We start from the raw sequence: 16367 nt of genomic DNA, 5'->3' as shown, positions 1-16367 counted from the left end.
TTCGTGGATAGAACGGATTGGTGGCGCGAATACCGGGCCACGGCACCCCTACATACACGAAAGAGGCTTGGCGGCAAAGGCTATCCCAGGATTTCGCCCAGTTCCTTTTTCTTCACGACCTCGCGCTCGAAATTGCTGAGTTCGGAGCCCAAGGCGTCGCGGATGGAGACCATGCCCACCGGAATGCCGTGGTCCACCACCGGGATATGGCGGAAGCCGTTGTCGTGCATCATGTGCAGCGCGTGGCCCAGCTTGCGGTCGGCGGTGATGGTGGTGGGATCGGCGGTCATCACCAGGGCCAGGGTGGTGGTGTCGGGATTGATCCCCTCGGCCAGGACGCGGAACAGGCAGTCGCGCTCGGTGAAGATGCCCTGCAGCTTGCCGTGGTGGTCGGTGACCATCACCGCGCCGACCCGGCGGGCCTTCATCTGGCGGGCCGCCTCGCGCACGGTGGCGGCGGCGGGCATGGTAAGGACGGTCTGGTTGCGGATGACGTCCCTGATCAATCGAACCGGCATGCGAGCCTCCCAGCTCTCCCCAGGATGCACTCACTATGAACCCGCCGGCGGGGATGGGCAATCGGCACGAAAAAGGGCGCGGCCCCAAGGCCGCGCCCCTTCCCAATCACTCTCGAAAGGCTTAGAGGGCCTTGAGATTGACCGCAGAGCTCTTGCCCTTGCGCGGATCGCGCTCGGTCTCGAAGGAGAGCTTCTGGCCTTCCTTCAGGTTGCCGATGCCGGCGCGCTCGACGGCGGAGATGTGGACGAAGATGTCGGCCGAGCCGTCCTCGGGCTGAATGAAGCCATAGCCCTTGGTAGCATTGAACCACTTAACGGTGCCGTTCGGCATAGGAACCTCCAAATAACTAGTAGTACCCCGCATGCTCTCATGCGGGGGGTTCTATCGTTCGACCGGCGATGACACCTGAAGCGGCGCCGGATTCCCTGTCGGGAATCTGCGGCAGGTAGAAAGACGTGACTCAGCATGGACCTGCCCGGCACGGAAAACAAGGCGAAAGCGACAGGAGGGGGAAATTAACGCCGGTCGATGGCCTGATAGCTCTTGCCCACCCGCTGCAGCGCCTGGGTGGGGGTCAGGATGGTGGCCCAGCCGTCGATGCGTTCCGAGGTGACGAACACGCTGTCGGAATCGGCGAAGCTCCAGCCGATGGCGGTCCAGCCCCTGGGCGTCCAGCCCGCCACCAGCAGCGGAAAGCCCTTGGGCGAGGCCCAGGCGGGGGAGTCGATCAGGATGAACAATTCCGCCTGGCCGTCCTCGTTGAGGTCGATGCGGCCGGCGCGTACCTGATCGCGGAAGAAGCCGTAGGTGCCGCCGGCATTGTAATAGGCCTTCCACTGGGTCCGCAGCAGCAGGTCGATGTCCGGCGTTTCGCCTTCGGGCAGCGGCTGCAACGCCACCTGCGCCATCAGCCGGCCGAAATCCTGGGCCGGGGCGGAGAGGGGGAGGAGCATCAGGACGAGAAGGGCGATTACGGTGCGCATGGTCATGTCTGCCGGGAAACGTTGGACATTACGGGGCCGGGCGGCGGGCGTCAATGCTGCGACGCAAACACACCGATAATAGTGTTATTTAAAATATAATTTTGCCATTTCGACTGTATTTTGTGTTGAATTGTCGGGTTGAGTGGTGTATCACCGTCTCAAGCATGGGAATTAAGCGTGTGAGGACCCCGTCATGAGCGTTTCGGAAATCTGTCTGATCGAATTGGAGCCCACCCAGGTCCAGGCCTTGCTGCAATCGGGCGAGGCGGTGCTGGTCGATGTGCGCGAGGACGAGGAATTCACCGAGGAGCATATCGAGGGCTCGGTGCTCTATCCCATGAGCGATTTCGAGCTGGAGACCTGGCCCAGCTATCCCGGCCGCAAGATCATCATTTCCTGCCTGGGCGGCGTGCGCTCGGCGGCGGTGGCCCGCAAACTGATCGCCTCGGGGCAGGGCTGGGCCGTCCACCTGAAGGGTGGGCTCAACGCCTGGCGCGACGCCGGCCTGCCCACCGTGACGGGCGCGTGAGGTTTTTCTTTCCTCTCTTCATTTCCCCACCTTGAGGGCGGCTGCTGGACGTAGCCGCCCTTTTTCTTTTTAATCCGGGGGCAACGATCGGAGTGAAAATCAACATGCGCCGTCTCGGTCGAATTCTGGTCGCCTTCCTGGCCGTGTCCGGTCTGGTCTTCCTGGGGCTGATCGGCCTGGGCAGCTGGGCGGCCATCCACATGGCCGGCGGCGATGGCGCCGAGGTGCCCGAGCGGGTGGTTCTCGGCCTGGATCTCGACGCCAGGTTCCGCGACACCGCCGAGGGCAACCCCCTGGCCGAGCTGGCGGGCGAGCGTTCCTACGGCCTACGGCGCACGGTGGAGGCCATCGACCGCGCCGCCGCCGACAAGCGGGTGACCGGCCTGTTCGCCACCTTGGGCCATTCCAGCCTGGGGCTGGCGGGGCGCCAGGACCTGCGCGACGCGGTGACCCGCTTTCGTGCCAGCGGCAAGCCGGCGGTGCTGTTCGCCGAGACCATGGGCGAGGGCGGTTCCGGCACGCTGGACTACTACCTGGCCACCGCCTTTTCCCAGGTGTGGCTGCAGCCCTCCGGCGACGTGGGCCTGACCGGTTTGTGGGTGGAAAGCCCGTTCATCAAGGGCACCCTGGACCTGTTGGGCATCAAGGCGCAGTTCTCGGGCCGCCACGAATACAAATCGGCCATCGACATGTTCACCGAGACCGGCTTCACCCCGGCGCACCGCGAGAATCTCGGCCGCCTGCTGGATTCGTGGTCGGAACAGATCGTCGCCGGCATCGTCGCCGGGCGCGGCCTGCCCGAGGCCCGGGTGCGCGAGCTCATGGGCCAGGGGCCGTTCCTGGCCGCCGAGGCGCTGGCCGCCCGTCTGGTGGACCGGGTGGGCTACCGCGACCAGGCCCTGGAAACCGTTGTGGGCACCGGCCCGGACAAGGCCGAGGAGATGGATCTGGCCGAGTACGCCGCCAGCCTGGACCACCCGGGGGGCGCCCGAGTGGCCCTGATCTCCGGGGTGGGCGCCATCCATCGCGGCGAAAGCCATCGCGGCCTGGACGGCGAGGGCGATTTCGGCGCCAAGACGGTGGCCGAGGCCTTCTGCGACGCCGTGGACGACGACAAGGTCAAGGCCATCCTGTTCAGGATCGACAGCCCCGGCGGCTCCTACACCGCGTCCGACACCGTGCACCACGAGGTGGCGCGCGCCCGGGCGGCGGGCAAGCCGGTAGTGGTGTCCATGGGCGATTACGCCGCCTCGGGCGGCTATTTCGTCGCCATGGGGGCCGACCGCATCATCGCCGCGCCGGGAACCATCACCGGCTCCATCGGGGTGTTCACCGGCAAGGTGGTGCTGGAGGAATTCTGGAAGAAGCTGGGCATCAGCTGGGACGAGATGCACCGGGGCGACAACGCCGGCATCTGGAGCGCCAACCGGGCCTTCAGCCCCCAGGCTAAGGCCCGCATCGACGCCCTGCTGGACCATATCTACGCCGATTTCACCGGCAAGGCGGCCGACGCGCGGCGCATGGACGCGGCCAAGATGGACAAGCTGGCGCGCGGGCGCATCTGGACCGGGGCCGACGCCAAGGATTCCGGACTGGTGGACGGTCTGGGCGGCTGGGCCGAGGCGCTGGCCCAAGTGCGGCAGGTGGCGGGGATCAAGGCCGAGGACCCGGTCACCCTGGTGGAGTTCCCCCGCCCGCGCAAGCCCTGGGAGATCCTGGCCGAGAGCCTGGGCGGCGGCGGGGTGGCCGAGCGGCGCATCCTGGCCCGCCTGCAGCCCTTGCTCGATGTTCTGAGCCCGGCGCCGGGTGTCCAGTTGCGCGCCCCCGAGCTGAGGGGGCCGCGATGAGCGAGACCAGAACCGTCGTCGTCACCGGCGCGTCGCGGGGCATCGGCCACGCCATCGCCCGGCGCTTCCTGGCCGAGGGCTGGCGGGTCATCACCTGCGCGCGGGCCGACGTGCCCAAGGAATGCATGATCGACCGCAACTGGGCCTGCCACATCGTCGCCGATCTGGCCGATCCGGCCAGCGCCCAGGATTTCGTCGCCAAGGCCAATGCCTGGCTGGGGGCCGAGCCGCTGCACGCCTTGGTCAACAATGCCGGCGTCAGTCCCAAGACCCCCTACAAGGAGCGCCTGGGCGTGCTGAACGGCCCCATCGACGGCTGGAAGGACGTGTTCGAGCTGAACTTCTTCGCGCCGCTGAGACTGGCCCGCGGCTTTGCCAGCGCGCTGCACCGGGGCCGCGGCGCCATCGTCAACATCACCTCCATCGCCGGGCATTACGTCCATCCCTTCGCGGGATCGGCCTATTCCACCTCGAAGGCGGCGCTGTCGGGCCTGACCCGCGAGATGGCGGCCGAGATGGCGCAGCTGGGGGTCCGGGTCAACGCGGTGGCGCCGGGCGAGATTCGCACCGAGATGATCTCCGCCGAATACGAGGCGCTGGTGCCGCGCATTCCGCTGGAGCGCATGGGGACGCCTGAGGACGTGGCGGGAACGGTGTTCCGGCTGTGCGGGCCGGATTTCGACTATGTCACCGGCACCGAGGTCTTCGTTACCGGCGGCCAGCACCTGTACTGAGAGGCGTTCAGCGGAAATAGGCGGGCTCGGCGCCGGTGACATCGCCCAGATGGGCGACGATGTAGCGCATCAGCTTGGCGGTAGGGGAAAATTCCCCGCGAACGATGCCGCCTTCGGCCACCTTGACGGTGACCACGGCTTCGACGCAGTCGTCAAGGGAACGGACCGCCGCCAGGGATAGCCGGATGCGGTCGCCGGGCCGGACGCCGCTTCCCTGGAAGCTGACTCCGGACAGGGAAATGTCGGTCAGGGGGTAGACCTTCCCGTCGATCAGCACGGCGAGGCCATCACCCAATTTGCGGACGTGCTGCCGCCGTTCCTTGATCTGCGTCACCCTGCCGGCTCCCGTTCGTGGACATGCGAAGGATATAGCTGAAACCGGTAAACGGCATTTGCGGCGCATGTAAACGACAGATCACCGGCACGCGGGTTACTGGGCGGCGCGCGGCGCGTTGGCGAAGGTCTTGCGGGTGAAGGCGGAGATTTCGCTCAAGCCGGTCTCCTGGGTGATGCCGGCGGCCTTGGCGCGTTCGACGAATTTGCCGACGTATTCCAGGTTGCCGGGAATGCCGAACGAGCGCTTGAACATTTCCTCGCCCATCAGGTCGTAGATGATCAGGGTCATCACCGCCAACTGGTCCATGCGCAGGCCCAGTTCCCCCACCAGCATCTTGGTGGACAGGCCGCCCACCTCGGCCAGCAGGCCGGTGATGCGCACCGTCTGGTCGGCGTTGGGCAATTCGGCGCGCACGGCGGGGTCGAGCAGCACCATGGTGAAGGCGGCCGAGCGCAGGCGCTTGCCGTCCGGGGTCAGGATATCGGCGATGCGGGCCCGGCGGTCGCCGCTGGGCGCCGGGGCGGCGGCCCCGCCGGCCTTGACCTCGTGGACCTGGGCGGGAATATCGCCGCCAGAGATGGCCGCCGCCGCCCTGGGCTTGTCGGCGGGCTTGGGCGTCTCGGAGCGGGCGGCGGGCGGCACCAGGAAGGCGGGGATGTTTTCCGGCAAGGTGGAGGGCACCGGCAATTCGGCCGGGTTCTCCTTCAGCCGCCGGATGTCCTCGGGCACCTTGTAGTCGAGAATCCGCTTGCCCAGGCGCTTCACCAGGGCCGGCGACAAGGTTGAATATTCAGGGACGAGGGCCACCTGCCAGTCATGGATCAGATGCTCCTGCATGGCGTCGTAGAGCACTTCGCCCCGGCTGCGCTTGGATGCCTTTTCGGAGCCGGACAGGGACAGAAGCCGCATCAGCTTGCCCATCAGGCCCTTGGGGGCGGGCTGACGGTCGCTGGCGCCCTTCAACGGGCGCGAATCGCCGTCCAGGCGCTTGCGGAAATGCCGCTTGGCGCAGGTCCGCACCACCATGGAGACCACGTCCTCCAGGGACCGGCCGCAAGCCAGCAGGGCATCGGCCTGTTCCACCGGCACGTCGTGCTCGTCCACCAGCAACTGGCGGAACCGATCGGTGTTGGCGCGGAAGGCCTTGAAGCAGCGGTCCAGCAATTCGGGGTCGTCGAGGACGCATTGCAGCACGCCGCGGCGCGGCAGCTTCTTCAATTCCGGCACCAGTTGCGCCATGACATCCGCCACCGGCCCTTCGAGGGTCAGGTTGATCTGGCGGACGATCCGGGCCTGGGCCTCGGACGGAAGGGGCGGCATGGTGATTTCCGATCGAATCTTTACCTCCCCGAAAGGTAAGCCGAACGGGTCCATTTCCCAAGTGACGATATGTCAGACCATTGCAGCGGATACATCAAGGCCAGAGTGCCTGAGCATTGGCCAAACGCCCAACTCGTCTCCAAGCCACAAAGTAGCGGCCGGCCGGCGCGTGGGCGGCCGGTCCATTGCCGTTTCCGAGCCTAGTCGCGACGCGAGCGGTGGCCGAAGCGGGCGAAGACGCCGCGCATGAAGATGGCGCACTCGATGACCTCGGTGGTCGGGCCGATACCGCGCAGCCTGGCCCGTTCGACGATGCGGGTGACCAGTTCCGGGTCGGCGCGCGGACCGAACAATCGGCCGAACACCGTGCTGCCGATACAGTCCTGGGCCACCATCAGCATGACCGCCAGCTGGTCCTTGCGCAGCCCCAGCCCTTCGACCAGGGCGGTGGCGGGCTGGCCGCCCACCCCGCGCAGAAGGTCGCCGATGCGCACGATCTGGTCGGCGTTGGGCAGTACGGCGCGGACTTCCGGGTCCAGCAGGGTTTCGGTGAAGGCCTCGGCGCGCAGGCGCTGCATGTCCGGGGTCAGCACGTCTTCCAGGCTGGCGGTGCGGGGATGCACCACCGGCGCGACGGGCGTCAGCGGGGCCTTGGCCACCGGGGCGAAGGGCGAAACGAACGGGGCGGCGAAGGTGGACGGCGTGGTCGCCGGACCCTGCGCAGCGCCCTCGGCCATGGTCTGGATCGGCGCATCGGGGTCGGCGATCAGGCGGGCCAGGGTATCGGCTTCGCGGCAATCGAGAATCCTGGCGCCAACCTTGCGGACCAGGGCCGGGTCCATCTCGGAATAGGCCGGAACCAGCGGCACCTGCCATTCGTGCAGAAGATAGGCCTTGATGGCGTCGTAAAGCTCGTCCGCCGGGCTGCGCGCGGCGGCTTGGGCGCGCGCTTCCTCCGCCGCGGCCTCGGCCTCGGCGCGGACGGCGGACGGTGACAGCTTGCGGCGGAAATAGCGTTTGGCGGCAGTGCGCACCACCATGGCGATGACTTCGGCCAGGGTGCGGCCACACGAAAGCGGGACGTTGTCCTCGCTCACCGGGCGGCGGCGTTCGTCCACCAGCACGTAGCGGAAGCGGGGGCGTTCCTTGCGGAAGATCTGGAAGCAGCGGGACAGAAGGTCCAGATCGTCGAGAGTCCGGTCATAAGCCTGCTCACGCGGCAGGGCTTTCAGTTCCGGCAGGAACTGTCCGAGAATATCGACAACCGGCCCCTGAAGGGTCCCGTTGATTCTGAAGACCGCTGTCGCGGTATCCGTCATGGCGTCAACCTTAACTCCCATCGCGCCTCAAATCCCCGTAAGGAAACGTTAACACGCGATGAATTGCCCATCACCAAAAATGATGCGGACCTGATCGCATCACCGCCACAATACCCCCATTCGGCATAGGCTAATGTGAAGGACCTCACATAGCGACGGAGAAAAAGCATAAGGTCCCTCCCCGAGAGGGACGGCGCAATGCCGCATGCCGCCGCCATCTCGCCGGAAAGGCGAGGCGGGTAAAGGCGGCTCCTGCCCCAAACCTACTGGTATGGGGGGCAGTGCAGCCCGGCGGGGGACAGGGTGAAGATCTCGCAGCCCGTGGCGGTGACGCCGATGGAGTGCTCGAACTGGGCGGACAGGGATTTGTCCTTGGTGACCGCCGTCCAGCCGTCGGCCAGAATCTTGGTCTCGAAGCGGCCGGCGTTGATCATGGGCTCGATGGTGAAGAACATGCCTTCGGCCAGCACCGCGCCCTCGCCGGGATTGCCGTAATGCATGACGTTGGGCGGCTCGTGGAAGATGCGCCCCAGGCCGTGGCCGCAGAAGTCGCGCACCACCGAGAAGCGGTGCTTTTCGGCGTAGCTCTGGATGGCGTGGCCGATGTCGCCCAGCGTGGCGCCGGGCTTGACCACCTCGATGCCGCGCATCAGGGATTCGTAGGTGACCTCCACCAGCTTGCGGGCCTTCACGCCCACCTTGCCCACGTAGTACATGCGCGACGAATCGCCGTGCCAGCCGTCGACGATGGGCGTTACGTCGATGTTGACGATGTCGCCGTCCTCCAGGCGCTTTTCGCCGGGAATGCCGTGGCAGACCACGTGGTTGACCGAGGTGCAGATGGATTTGGGAAAGCCGCGGTAGTTCATGGGCGCGTTGACTGCGCCGCGCGACGTGATGAACTCGGCGCACAGGCGGTCCAGCTCGGCGGTGGTCACGCCGGGAACCACGTGGGGCGCGATGAAGTCCAAGGTCTGGGCGGCGAGAAGGCCGGCCTTGCGCATGCCTTCGAAATCGGCCGGGCCGTGGCGGCGGATGCGGGAATATTCCCTGTCTTCGTGTTCCATCGGTCCTTCAGATCCGTTCGCTCAAATCCATGCCCAGGGGCTCGCCCAGCTCGATACCGCCGGTCGACAGGCGGCAGGTATAGCAGATCGCTTCGACGCCGTCGCGTATCGCCTGGGCCAGGGCTTTCGCATAGGTGGGGTCGATATCGGCGGCGGGCCGGAACCCGGCGCAATCTTCCCGCTGTATCAGATAGACCATCACGGCGCGCTCGCCGGCAAGGACCCGGTCGGTGAGTTCGGCCAGATGCTTGGCGCCCCGCACGGTGACCGCGTCGGGGAATTCGGCCCAATCACCCCGCTTCAGATGGACGTTCTTGACCTCCACCCAGCATTTGGGGCGTTCGGGGGCTTCCAGCAACAGGTCGATGCGGGAATTGACGCCGTATTTCACCTCGCGGCGGATGGACTCGTAACCGGCCAGCTCGGAGATCAGCCCGGCGGCCACGCTGTCGGCCACGATGAGGTTGGGGTGCGCGGTGTTGACGCCCACCAGATGGCCGTCCACCGTCACCAGCTCCCAGTTCCATTTGAGCTTGCGTTCGGGATTGGAGGCGGGCGACAGCCATACCTCCATGCCGGGTTCGGCGGTGCCCAGCATGGCGCCGGAATTGGCCACATGGGCGGTGGTCTCGGTTCCGTCGTCGAAGCGCACATCGGCCAGGAAACGCTTGTAGCGCCTGATCAGGGTGGCGCGGACCAGGGGAGCGGAAAAGCGCATCACTCGGTCTCGGGGCTCATGCGGCTGTTGAAGCCGTTCAGGCCCGGCACGGCGCAGCCCTGGGGCGCGGGGGCGGGCTGGCACGGGTGCGGCGCCCAGCCGGTCATGGTCAGCACCTGGAAGGTGGCGGGCAGGCGGCCGTCGGGGCCGGCGAAGCGCTCCTGATAGAGCGCCACGGCGTGCAGCAGGGTGGCGCGCCGGGTCAGCCCCTTGCGCTGGGCCGCCACGGCGTTGGTCTCGCCCATGCCGCGCAGATCGGCCATCAGCCGCATGGGATCGGCATAGCTGACGGCAACGGTATCGGCATCGGCCACCGGCAGGGCGAAGCCGGCCCGCTGCAACAGCGCCCCCAGATCCTTGACGTCGGCGAAGGGGGCGACACGGGGGCTTAAGCCCCCTTCCTCGGCCAGTTCGGCGTCGGCCAGGCACTGGCGCAACTCCGCCAGCGTTCCCGCGCCCAGCAGGGCGGCGACGAACAGCCCGTCGGGCTTCAGGACACGGCGGATCTGCAGCAGGGTTCCCGGCAGGTCGTTGACCCAGTGCAGCGACAGGCACGACACCACCAGATCGAAACTCGCGGGCGCGAAGGGCAGCCATTCCTCGTCGGCGGCCAGGGTGGGGTGGCCGTTGGCCGCCGCCTTGGCCGTCATGGCGGGCGACAGGTCGCATTGCACCAGGGTCTCGATGCCGCCACGCCCCCGCAGGGTGTCGGCCATCTCGCCGGTGTGGCAGCCGAGATCCAGCGCCATGGGAAAGCGTCGCTTGACGTCTTCCAGGCGGTCGGCCAGCCGCTCGGCCACCTCGCGGATCAGGAAGTCGTGGGCGACGAAAGTGCCGGCGGCACGGTCGCGGCGCTTGCGCACCAGCTGGCGGTCGAAGATTCTCATGTCAGGCTGTATGGCATGTCCGCACCAGGGGAGGGAAGGGGAGAAGATGCCGGTCAGGATTGCACGTCTGGTGATCGACGCGCTGCTGCCGCCGCTCTGCCTGTCCTGCGGCGCGGAGGTGGCCGAGCCGGGCAGCCTGTGTCCCCAATGCTGGTCGGCCATGGTGTTCCTGGGCGAGCCCGCCTGCGCCTGCTGCGGCCTGCCCTTCGAACTGGACCCGGGCGACGGCGTGGTGTGCGGCGAATGCGCGCGGCGGACGCCGCGCTATGCCCGGGCGCGGGCGGTGCTGCGCTATGACGACGCGTCCAAGGCGCTGATCCTGCGTCTCAAGCATGCCGACCGCCTGGAAGGCGTGGACGCCTTCGCCCGCTGGATGGCGCGGGCCGGCGGAGCCATGCTGGCCGAGGCCGATCTGCTGGTCCCCGTGCCCTTGCACCGCTGGCGCCTGTTCGTCCGGCGCTACAACCAGGCGGCCCTGCTGGCCAACGCCATCGGGCGGATGGCCAAGGTGGCGGTGGAGCCGGGGATGCTGGTCCGCACGCGGCGCACGCCGCCCCAGGGCCATCTCGGCCATGATGCGCGGGCCCGCAACGTGGCCGGGGCCTTCACGGTGGCGGACCGATTGCGGCCCCGTCTGGAGGGGCGCCGGATCGTGCTGGTGGACGACGTGATGACCAGCGGCGCCACGGTGGACGAATGCGCCCGCGTGCTGCTCAAGGCCGGCGCCGTTTCGGTGGATGTTCTGACCCTGGGGCGGGTGGTGCGGGAGAGCTAGCTGCGCTATATAAGGGCGGTAACCAAACCTGGAGCCCCCCATGGCCGAGATCGAGATCTACACCACCGACGTCTGCCCCTATTGCGTCAAGGCCAAGAAGCTGTTCGCCAAGAAGGGCGTCGATTACACCGAGATCAACGTCTCGACCGATGACGGCCTGCGCCAGTACATGACCAACCGGGCCGGCGGACGCCGCACGGTGCCGCAGATCTTCATCGACGGCGTGCATGTGGGCGGCTGCGACGACCTCTATGCGCTGGACAAGGACGGCAAGCTCGATCCCATGCTGGCGGGCGGGGCATGAGGAGCTTCAAGGCGGCCTGCCTTCAGGTCAACGCCTCCAACGACCTGATGGCCAATTGCGAGGCCGCCGCCGCCCTGGCGGTCGAGGCCCGCGTGGCCGGCGCCGACCTGATTCTGATGCCCGAGAACGTGGCCATGATGGAATGGGGGCGCTCCAACATCGTCTTGAAGGCCCAGCCGGAAGAGGACCACCAGGCGCTGAAGTTCTTCCGCGACCTGGCGCGCGAGATCGGCGTCTGGCTGCATGTGGGCAGCCTGCACGTATTGCTGGAGGGCGGCATGGTCGCCAACCGCACCTATGTGCTGCGCCCCGACGGCGAGATCGCGGCCCGCTATTCCAAGATCCATATGTTCGACGTGGATCTGGGCCTGGGTGAGGTCTACAAGGAATCCGCCACCTTCCAGCCCGGCGACGACGCGGTCTGCGTCGACCTGCCCTGGGGGCGGCTGGGGCTGTCCATCTGCTACGACCTGCGCTTCCCCCATCTGTTCCGGGCCTTGGCCCATGCCGGGTCAAGCTTCCTGGCGGTGCCGGCGGCGTTCACCCGGACCACCGGCAAGGCGCACTGGCATGTGCTGCTGCGGGCCCGGGCCATCGAGACCGGCTGCTACGTCTTCGCCCCCGCCCAGTGCGGCGAGCACGTCAACGACCGCCAGACCTACGGCCACGCGCTGATCGTCAGCCCGTGGGGCGAGGTGCTGGCCGACGCCCTGGAACGGCCCGGCTGGGTGATGGCCGACATCGATCCGGAAAAGGTCAAGGACGCAAGGCGCAAGATCCCCTGTCTCGACCACGACCGGCCGTTCGGGGTGCCGAAGCGCTAGGTCAGGCGGGAAGCGCCGCCGGCCCAGGCCCGTTGACGGCGGCGATGCGGCTGACCACCTTGGCGCCGCCCTCGACGCCGTCTTCATAGGCGACGACCGTCAGGCCGCCGGCCAGTTCCAGCAATTCGCCGCGCCGCAGCAGGTGGTCGGGATTGGCCGGGTGGCCGTATTTCTCGTTACCGGCGGCGAAGGTCTCGTAGAGCAGTACGCCGCCCGGATTCAAGGACGCCAGGATGACGGGAAACAGCGGCCGCCACAGGTAATTGGTCACCACCACCGCGTCGAAGCGCCTTCCCGCCAGCGGCCAGGGCGAGCCGTCCTCCAGATCGGCGGCCATCAGTTCGGCTCCCTCGGCGAGGCGCGCCTGGGCCACGTCGCGGTCCAGCGCGGTGACCGCGTGGCCCCGGTCGAGGAACAGGCGGGAATGCCGTCCTCCGCCGCAGGCGAGGTCGAGCACGCAGCCCCCAGCCGGAACCAGGGCGGCGAAGCGGGCGATCCAGGCAGAGGGGGCGACGCGGAATGGATCGGTGCCCATGGCTTTTGCGGACCGTATCTGTTACCAAGAACGCGGATAGCGGATATCAGCGGCCATGATCCTGTTCGAATTGCGCTGCAAGGCCAAGCATCATTTCGAAGCCTGGTTCAAGGACGGCGCCACCTATGACGGCCAAGCGGCGGCCGGAGAGATTTCCTGCCCGGTCTGCGGCGATTCCCACATCGAGAAGGCCCCCATGGCGCCCCGCCTGGCCAAGGCGCGCGGCGACGCGCTGGACGCGAAGGCAGCGGCGGGCGAATTGCGCAAGATGCTGGTGGACCTGAAGCACAAGGTGCAGGCCAACTGCGACTACGTGGGCGACAAGTTCCCCGACGAGGCGCGCAAGATCCATTACGGCGATGCCGAGGCCCGGCCCATCTACGGCGAGGCCACCCCCGACCAGGCCCAGGAGCTCGAGGACGAAGGTGTCGCCGTCGCCCGCATCCCCTGGGTGGCCGAGGGGAATTAGGCCTTCACCCCGAACAGCATGTAATTGACGTCGAGGTTTTCCGTCTCGCGCCAGGAATCGGACAGCGGATTGAACGCCATGCCGGCCATCTGGCGCACGGTGACGCCGTGGTCGCGCAACATGGCGGCGAATTCCGAGGGGCGGACGAATTTATGCCAGTCATGGGTGCCCTTGGGCAGCCAGCCCAGGACGTATTCGGCCCCGACCACCGCCAGGGCCCAGGCCTTGGCGGTGCGGTTCAAGGTGGCCCCCATGAAGACGCCACCCGGCTTCAGATGCGCCGTCGCGTGGCCGAGGAAGGCCGAGACGTCGGGCACGTGCTCGACCACTTCCATGGACAGTACAACGTCGAACATTTCGTCGGAGGGCAGTTGTTCGGGCGTCGCCACCCGGTACTCCACCTCCACACCCGTCTGTTCCGCATGCAGGCGGGCGATGGCGACGTTCCTGTCGCCGGCGTCGATGCCGGTAACGGCAAAGCCCATGCGGGCCAGGGGCTCGGACAGCAGGCCGCCGCCCGAACCCACGTCCAGCAGGGTCAAGCCCTCGAACGGGCGCATCAGGGTTTCGTCGCGGCCGAAATGGGCGGCGAAGTGGCGGCGCATGAAGGCCAGGCGCACGGGGTTGAAGCGGTGCAGCGGCTTGAACTTGCCCGCGGGGTCCCACCAGGCCTCGGCCATGGCGGTGAACCGGGCGATTTCCTCGGGCGATGCGGTGCCCAGTTGAACCATGAATTTCCACTCCGCCTTCGATGTATCGCCCGTCAACATTTCGTCAGGGGGCCGTGCTTGCGTCCCGCTGGGCGACAGAGTATGAATACGCGCCCTTCCGGCGGCAACCGCGCAAACGAGAGTTTTTCGCGGGCCATCGGCGAGGGAGGATAAGGAACAGCCCGGGGCTGCGACAACAAGGGTTTTCTCATGGCTCGCATCGTTATGAAATTCGGCGGCACGTCGGTCGCCGACATCGAGCGCATCAAGAACGTCGCCAACCGCGTCAAGCGGGAATTCGACGCCGGCAACGAGGTTGCGGTGGTGGTTTCGGCCATGTCGGGCGCCACCAACCAGCTGGTCGCCTGGTGCAATCAGGTGGCGCCGCTGCACGACGCCCGCGAATACGACGCGGTGGTCGCCACCGGCGAGCAGGTGACCATCGGCCTCTTGGCCATCGCGCTGCAGGAGCTGGGGGTCAATGCCCGCTCGTGGTGCGGCTGGCAGCTGCCGATCCGCACCGACGGCGTCCATGGCAAGGCGCGCATCATGTCCATCGAGACGGACGAGATGATCGAGCGCATGGGCAAGGGCGAAGTGGCGGTGGTCGCCGGCTTCCAGGGATTGGGCCCGGACAACCGCATCTCGACCCTGGGCCGTGGCGGCTCGGACACCTCGGCCGTGGCGCTGGCCGCCGCCCTGAAGGCGGACCGCTGCGACATCTACACCGACGTGGACGGCGTCTACACCACCGACCCGCGCATCGTGTCCGTGGCCAAGAAGCTCGACAAGATCACCTATGAGGAGATGCTGGAGCTGGCCTCGGTGGGCGCCAAGGTGCTGCAGACCCGTTCGGTGGAAATGGCCATGAAGCACCGCGTGCGCGTGCAGGTTCTTTCCAGCTTCGAAGACAAGCCCGGTACTCTCGTTTGCGATGAGGATGAGATCGTGGAAAAGGAATTGGTGAGCGGCATCGCCTATAGCCGCGACGAGGCGAAGATCACCCTGGTGCGCGTGGCCGACCGGCCGGGCGTGGCGGCCTCCATCTTCGGCCCCCTGGCCGATGCGGCGGTCAACGTGGACATGATCGTCCAGAACGTGTCCGAGGACGGCAAGTCCACCGACCTGACCTTCACCGTCGGCAACGCCGATCTGGAGCGGGCCAAGAAGGTGCTGGAAGACGCCAAGGGCACTCTCGGCTTCGAGAAGCTGCTGGCCGACCCCAACGTGGTCAAGGTCTCGGTGATCGGCGTCGGCATGCGCTCGCACGCCGGCATCGCCCAGAAGATGTTCCAGACCCTGGCGTCGGAAGGCATCAATATCCAGGTGATCTCCACCTCGGAGATCAAGATCAGCGTGCTGATCGAGGAAAAGTACACTGAACTGGCCCTGCGCGCGCTTCATACCGCCTACGGTCTGGACGCCGCGTAAGCGGGGCACTTGCCAGAGGGCCTGATGGATAAGGCGAGGCAGCGGCTCGAACACCTGTGGCGGCGCGGACGGGACTTTCTCGGCACCGAATACGCCATCATGGGTGGAGCGATGTCGTGGATTTCCGAGCGCCGGCTGGTCGCCGCCATCTCCAATGGCGGCGGCTTTGGCGTGCTTGCCTGCGGTTCCATGCCGCCCGCCCTGCTGCGCGAGGAGATCCGCGCCACCCAGGAGCTGACCGCCAGGCCCTTCGGCGTCAACCTCATCACGCTGCATCCCGAGCTGGAGTCCCTGATCGACGTCTGCGGCGAGATGCAGGTGGGCCACATCGTGCTGGCCGGCGGCCTGCCCTCGGCGGCGGCCATCAAGCGGGCCAAGGACACCGGGGCCAAGGTGATCTGCTTCGCGCCCGCCGTGGTGCTGGCCAAGAAGCTGCTGCGCTCAGGCGTCGATGCCCTGGTGATCGAAGGCGCCGAGGCCGGCGGCCATGTGGGCCCTGTGGCCACCAGCGTGCTGGCCCAGGAAATCCTTCCCGTGGTCGAGCAGGTGCCGGTCTTCGTGGCCGGCGGCATCGGCCGGGGCGAGGCCATCGTCTCCTACCTGGAGATGGGGGCGTCCGGCTGCCAGTTGGGCACCCGCTTCGTCTGCGCCACCGAGTGCATCGCGCACCCCAATTTCAAGCAGGCCTTCATCCGCGCCGCCGCCCGCGACGCCCTGCCCTCGGTGCAGGTGGATCCGCAATTCCCGGTGATTCCGGTGCGCGCGCTCACCAACAACGCCACCAGGCGCTTCATCCTGTTCCAGCTGGACGTCATCTCCCGCTTCAAGGCCGGCGAGATCGAGCAGAAGGACGCCCAGCTCGAGATCGAGCATTTCTGGGCGGGAGCGCTCAAACGCGCCGTCATCGACGGCGACGTGGAGAACGGCTCGCTGATGGCCGGCCAGAGCGTCGGCATGGTGACGCGCGAGCAGCCCACCGCCGATATCTTGCAGGAATTGCTGTCCCAGGCCCTGGCCGCCCTGGCGGATCGCCACGGCCCCGTTCCGGTGCAGGCCTAA

At 67.2% G+C, this 16367-nt stretch carries 20 protein-coding genes; 9 read left to right on the top strand and 11 right to left on the bottom strand.

What is annotated here, in order from left to right; genetic code table 11:
* Positions 1-80: 80 nt before the first annotated feature.
* From WV31_RS20800 to WV31_RS20790, 3 genes are all read right to left on the bottom strand, one after another.
* On the bottom strand, positions 81-518 hold the full coding sequence (locus tag WV31_RS20800; RefSeq protein WP_085375310.1) for a CBS domain-containing protein: 438 nt from the start codon (positions 516-518) through the stop codon (positions 81-83).
* A 121-nt stretch (positions 519-639) separates the two neighbouring features.
* Positions 640-849 carry a cold-shock protein gene (locus tag WV31_RS20795; protein ID WP_008621996.1) on the bottom strand — a complete coding sequence of 70 codons (210 nt, stop codon included), beginning with the start codon at positions 847-849 and terminating at the stop codon, positions 640-642.
* A gap of 185 nt (positions 850-1034) precedes the next feature.
* Complete coding sequence (locus tag WV31_RS20790) at positions 1035-1502, bottom strand: hypothetical protein (protein WP_085375733.1); 468 nt, start codon at positions 1500-1502, stop codon at positions 1035-1037.
* Between the two features lie 193 nt (positions 1503-1695).
* Between WV31_RS20790 and WV31_RS20785 the strand changes: the two genes are divergently transcribed.
* The 3 genes from WV31_RS20785 (at position 1696) to WV31_RS20775 (ending at position 4612) form a co-directional block, all read left to right on the top strand.
* A complete protein-coding gene (locus WV31_RS20785) occupies positions 1696-2031 on the top strand; it encodes a rhodanese-like domain-containing protein (protein ID WP_085375309.1) in 336 nt (111 codons plus the stop codon).
* 104 nt (positions 2032-2135) lie between these two features.
* Positions 2136-3878, top strand: coding sequence for a signal peptide peptidase SppA (gene sppA / locus WV31_RS22725; protein WP_261340863.1), 1743 nt, complete (start codon positions 2136-2138; stop codon positions 3876-3878).
* On the top strand, positions 3875-4612 hold the full coding sequence (locus tag WV31_RS20775; protein ID WP_085375308.1) for an SDR family NAD(P)-dependent oxidoreductase: 738 nt from the start codon (positions 3875-3877) through the stop codon (positions 4610-4612). The genes sppA and WV31_RS20775 overlap by 4 nt, the downstream gene beginning before the upstream one ends.
* A 7-nt stretch (positions 4613-4619) precedes the next feature.
* Here the strand turns inward: WV31_RS20775 and WV31_RS20770 are convergent, their stop codons facing one another.
* From WV31_RS20770 to WV31_RS20745, 6 genes are all read right to left on the bottom strand, one after another.
* Positions 4620-4946, bottom strand: coding sequence for a PilZ domain-containing protein (locus WV31_RS20770; RefSeq protein WP_085375307.1), 327 nt, complete (start codon positions 4944-4946; stop codon positions 4620-4622).
* Between the two features lie 96 nt (positions 4947-5042).
* Entirely contained in the window at positions 5043-6269 is a 1227-nt protein-coding gene (locus WV31_RS20765; RefSeq protein WP_085375306.1) for a hypothetical protein, read from the bottom strand.
* A 200-nt stretch (positions 6270-6469) separates the two neighbouring features.
* Positions 6470-7609: a hypothetical protein gene (locus WV31_RS20760; RefSeq protein ID WP_237051404.1), complete on the bottom strand. Its 1140-nt coding sequence runs from the start codon at positions 7607-7609 to the stop codon at positions 6470-6472.
* A gap of 242 nt (positions 7610-7851) precedes the next feature.
* Positions 7852-8655, bottom strand: coding sequence for a type I methionyl aminopeptidase (gene map, locus WV31_RS20755; RefSeq protein WP_085375304.1), 804 nt, complete (start codon positions 8653-8655; stop codon positions 7852-7854).
* Positions 8656-8662: 7 nt separating this feature from the next.
* On the bottom strand, positions 8663-9373 hold the full coding sequence (gene sfsA, locus WV31_RS20750; RefSeq protein ID WP_085375303.1) for a DNA/RNA nuclease SfsA: 711 nt from the start codon (positions 9371-9373) through the stop codon (positions 8663-8665).
* On the bottom strand, positions 9373-10260 hold the full coding sequence (locus tag WV31_RS20745) for a methyltransferase domain-containing protein (RefSeq protein WP_085375302.1): 888 nt from the start codon (positions 10258-10260) through the stop codon (positions 9373-9375). The genes sfsA and WV31_RS20745 overlap by 1 nt, the downstream gene beginning before the upstream one ends.
* 46 nt (positions 10261-10306) lie before the next feature.
* Here WV31_RS20745 and WV31_RS20740 point away from each other — a divergent pair, with 46 nt between their 5' ends.
* From WV31_RS20740 to WV31_RS20730, 3 genes are read left to right on the top strand one after another with little or no spacing between them, the layout of a single operon-like run.
* Positions 10307-11035 carry a ComF family protein gene (locus WV31_RS20740; protein ID WP_085375301.1) on the top strand — a complete coding sequence of 243 codons (729 nt, stop codon included), beginning with the start codon at positions 10307-10309 and terminating at the stop codon, positions 11033-11035.
* 40 nt (positions 11036-11075) lie between these two features.
* A complete protein-coding gene (gene grxC, locus WV31_RS20735) occupies positions 11076-11339 on the top strand; it encodes a glutaredoxin 3 (RefSeq protein ID WP_085375300.1) in 264 nt (87 codons plus the stop codon).
* Positions 11336-12163, top strand: coding sequence for a carbon-nitrogen hydrolase family protein (locus WV31_RS20730; RefSeq protein ID WP_085375299.1), 828 nt, complete (start codon positions 11336-11338; stop codon positions 12161-12163). Before grxC ends, WV31_RS20730 begins: the two co-directional genes overlap by 4 nt.
* 1 nt (position 12164) lies before the next feature.
* Here the strand turns inward: WV31_RS20730 and WV31_RS20725 are convergent, their stop codons facing one another.
* Positions 12165-12698, bottom strand: a complete 534-nt coding sequence (locus WV31_RS20725; protein ID WP_085375298.1) for a class I SAM-dependent methyltransferase — start codon at positions 12696-12698, stop codon at positions 12165-12167.
* A gap of 55 nt (positions 12699-12753) precedes the next feature.
* Between WV31_RS20725 and WV31_RS20720 the strand changes: the two genes are divergently transcribed.
* On the top strand, positions 12754-13167 hold the full coding sequence (locus WV31_RS20720; RefSeq protein WP_085375297.1) for a DUF1178 family protein: 414 nt from the start codon (positions 12754-12756) through the stop codon (positions 13165-13167).
* Here the strand turns inward: WV31_RS20720 and ubiG are convergent.
* On the bottom strand, positions 13164-13898 hold the full coding sequence (ubiG, locus tag WV31_RS20715; protein ID WP_085375296.1) for a bifunctional 2-polyprenyl-6-hydroxyphenol methylase/3-demethylubiquinol 3-O-methyltransferase UbiG: 735 nt from the start codon (positions 13896-13898) through the stop codon (positions 13164-13166). The genes WV31_RS20720 and ubiG overlap by 4 nt on opposite strands.
* 189 nt (positions 13899-14087) lie before the next feature.
* Here ubiG and WV31_RS20710 point away from each other — a divergent pair, with 189 nt between their 5' ends.
* Complete coding sequence (locus tag WV31_RS20710; protein WP_085375295.1) at positions 14088-15308, top strand: aspartate kinase; 1221 nt, start codon at positions 14088-14090, stop codon at positions 15306-15308.
* A 24-nt stretch (positions 15309-15332) separates the two neighbouring features.
* On the top strand, positions 15333-16367 hold the full coding sequence (locus tag WV31_RS20705) for an NAD(P)H-dependent flavin oxidoreductase (protein ID WP_145980935.1): 1035 nt from the start codon (positions 15333-15335) through the stop codon (positions 16365-16367).

It is taken from the genome of Magnetospirillum sp. ME-1, from assembly GCF_002105535.1.
Classification (GTDB): domain Bacteria; phylum Pseudomonadota; class Alphaproteobacteria; order Rhodospirillales; family Magnetospirillaceae; genus Phaeospirillum.
This window is presented reverse-complemented; position numbering and strand designations above follow the sequence as displayed.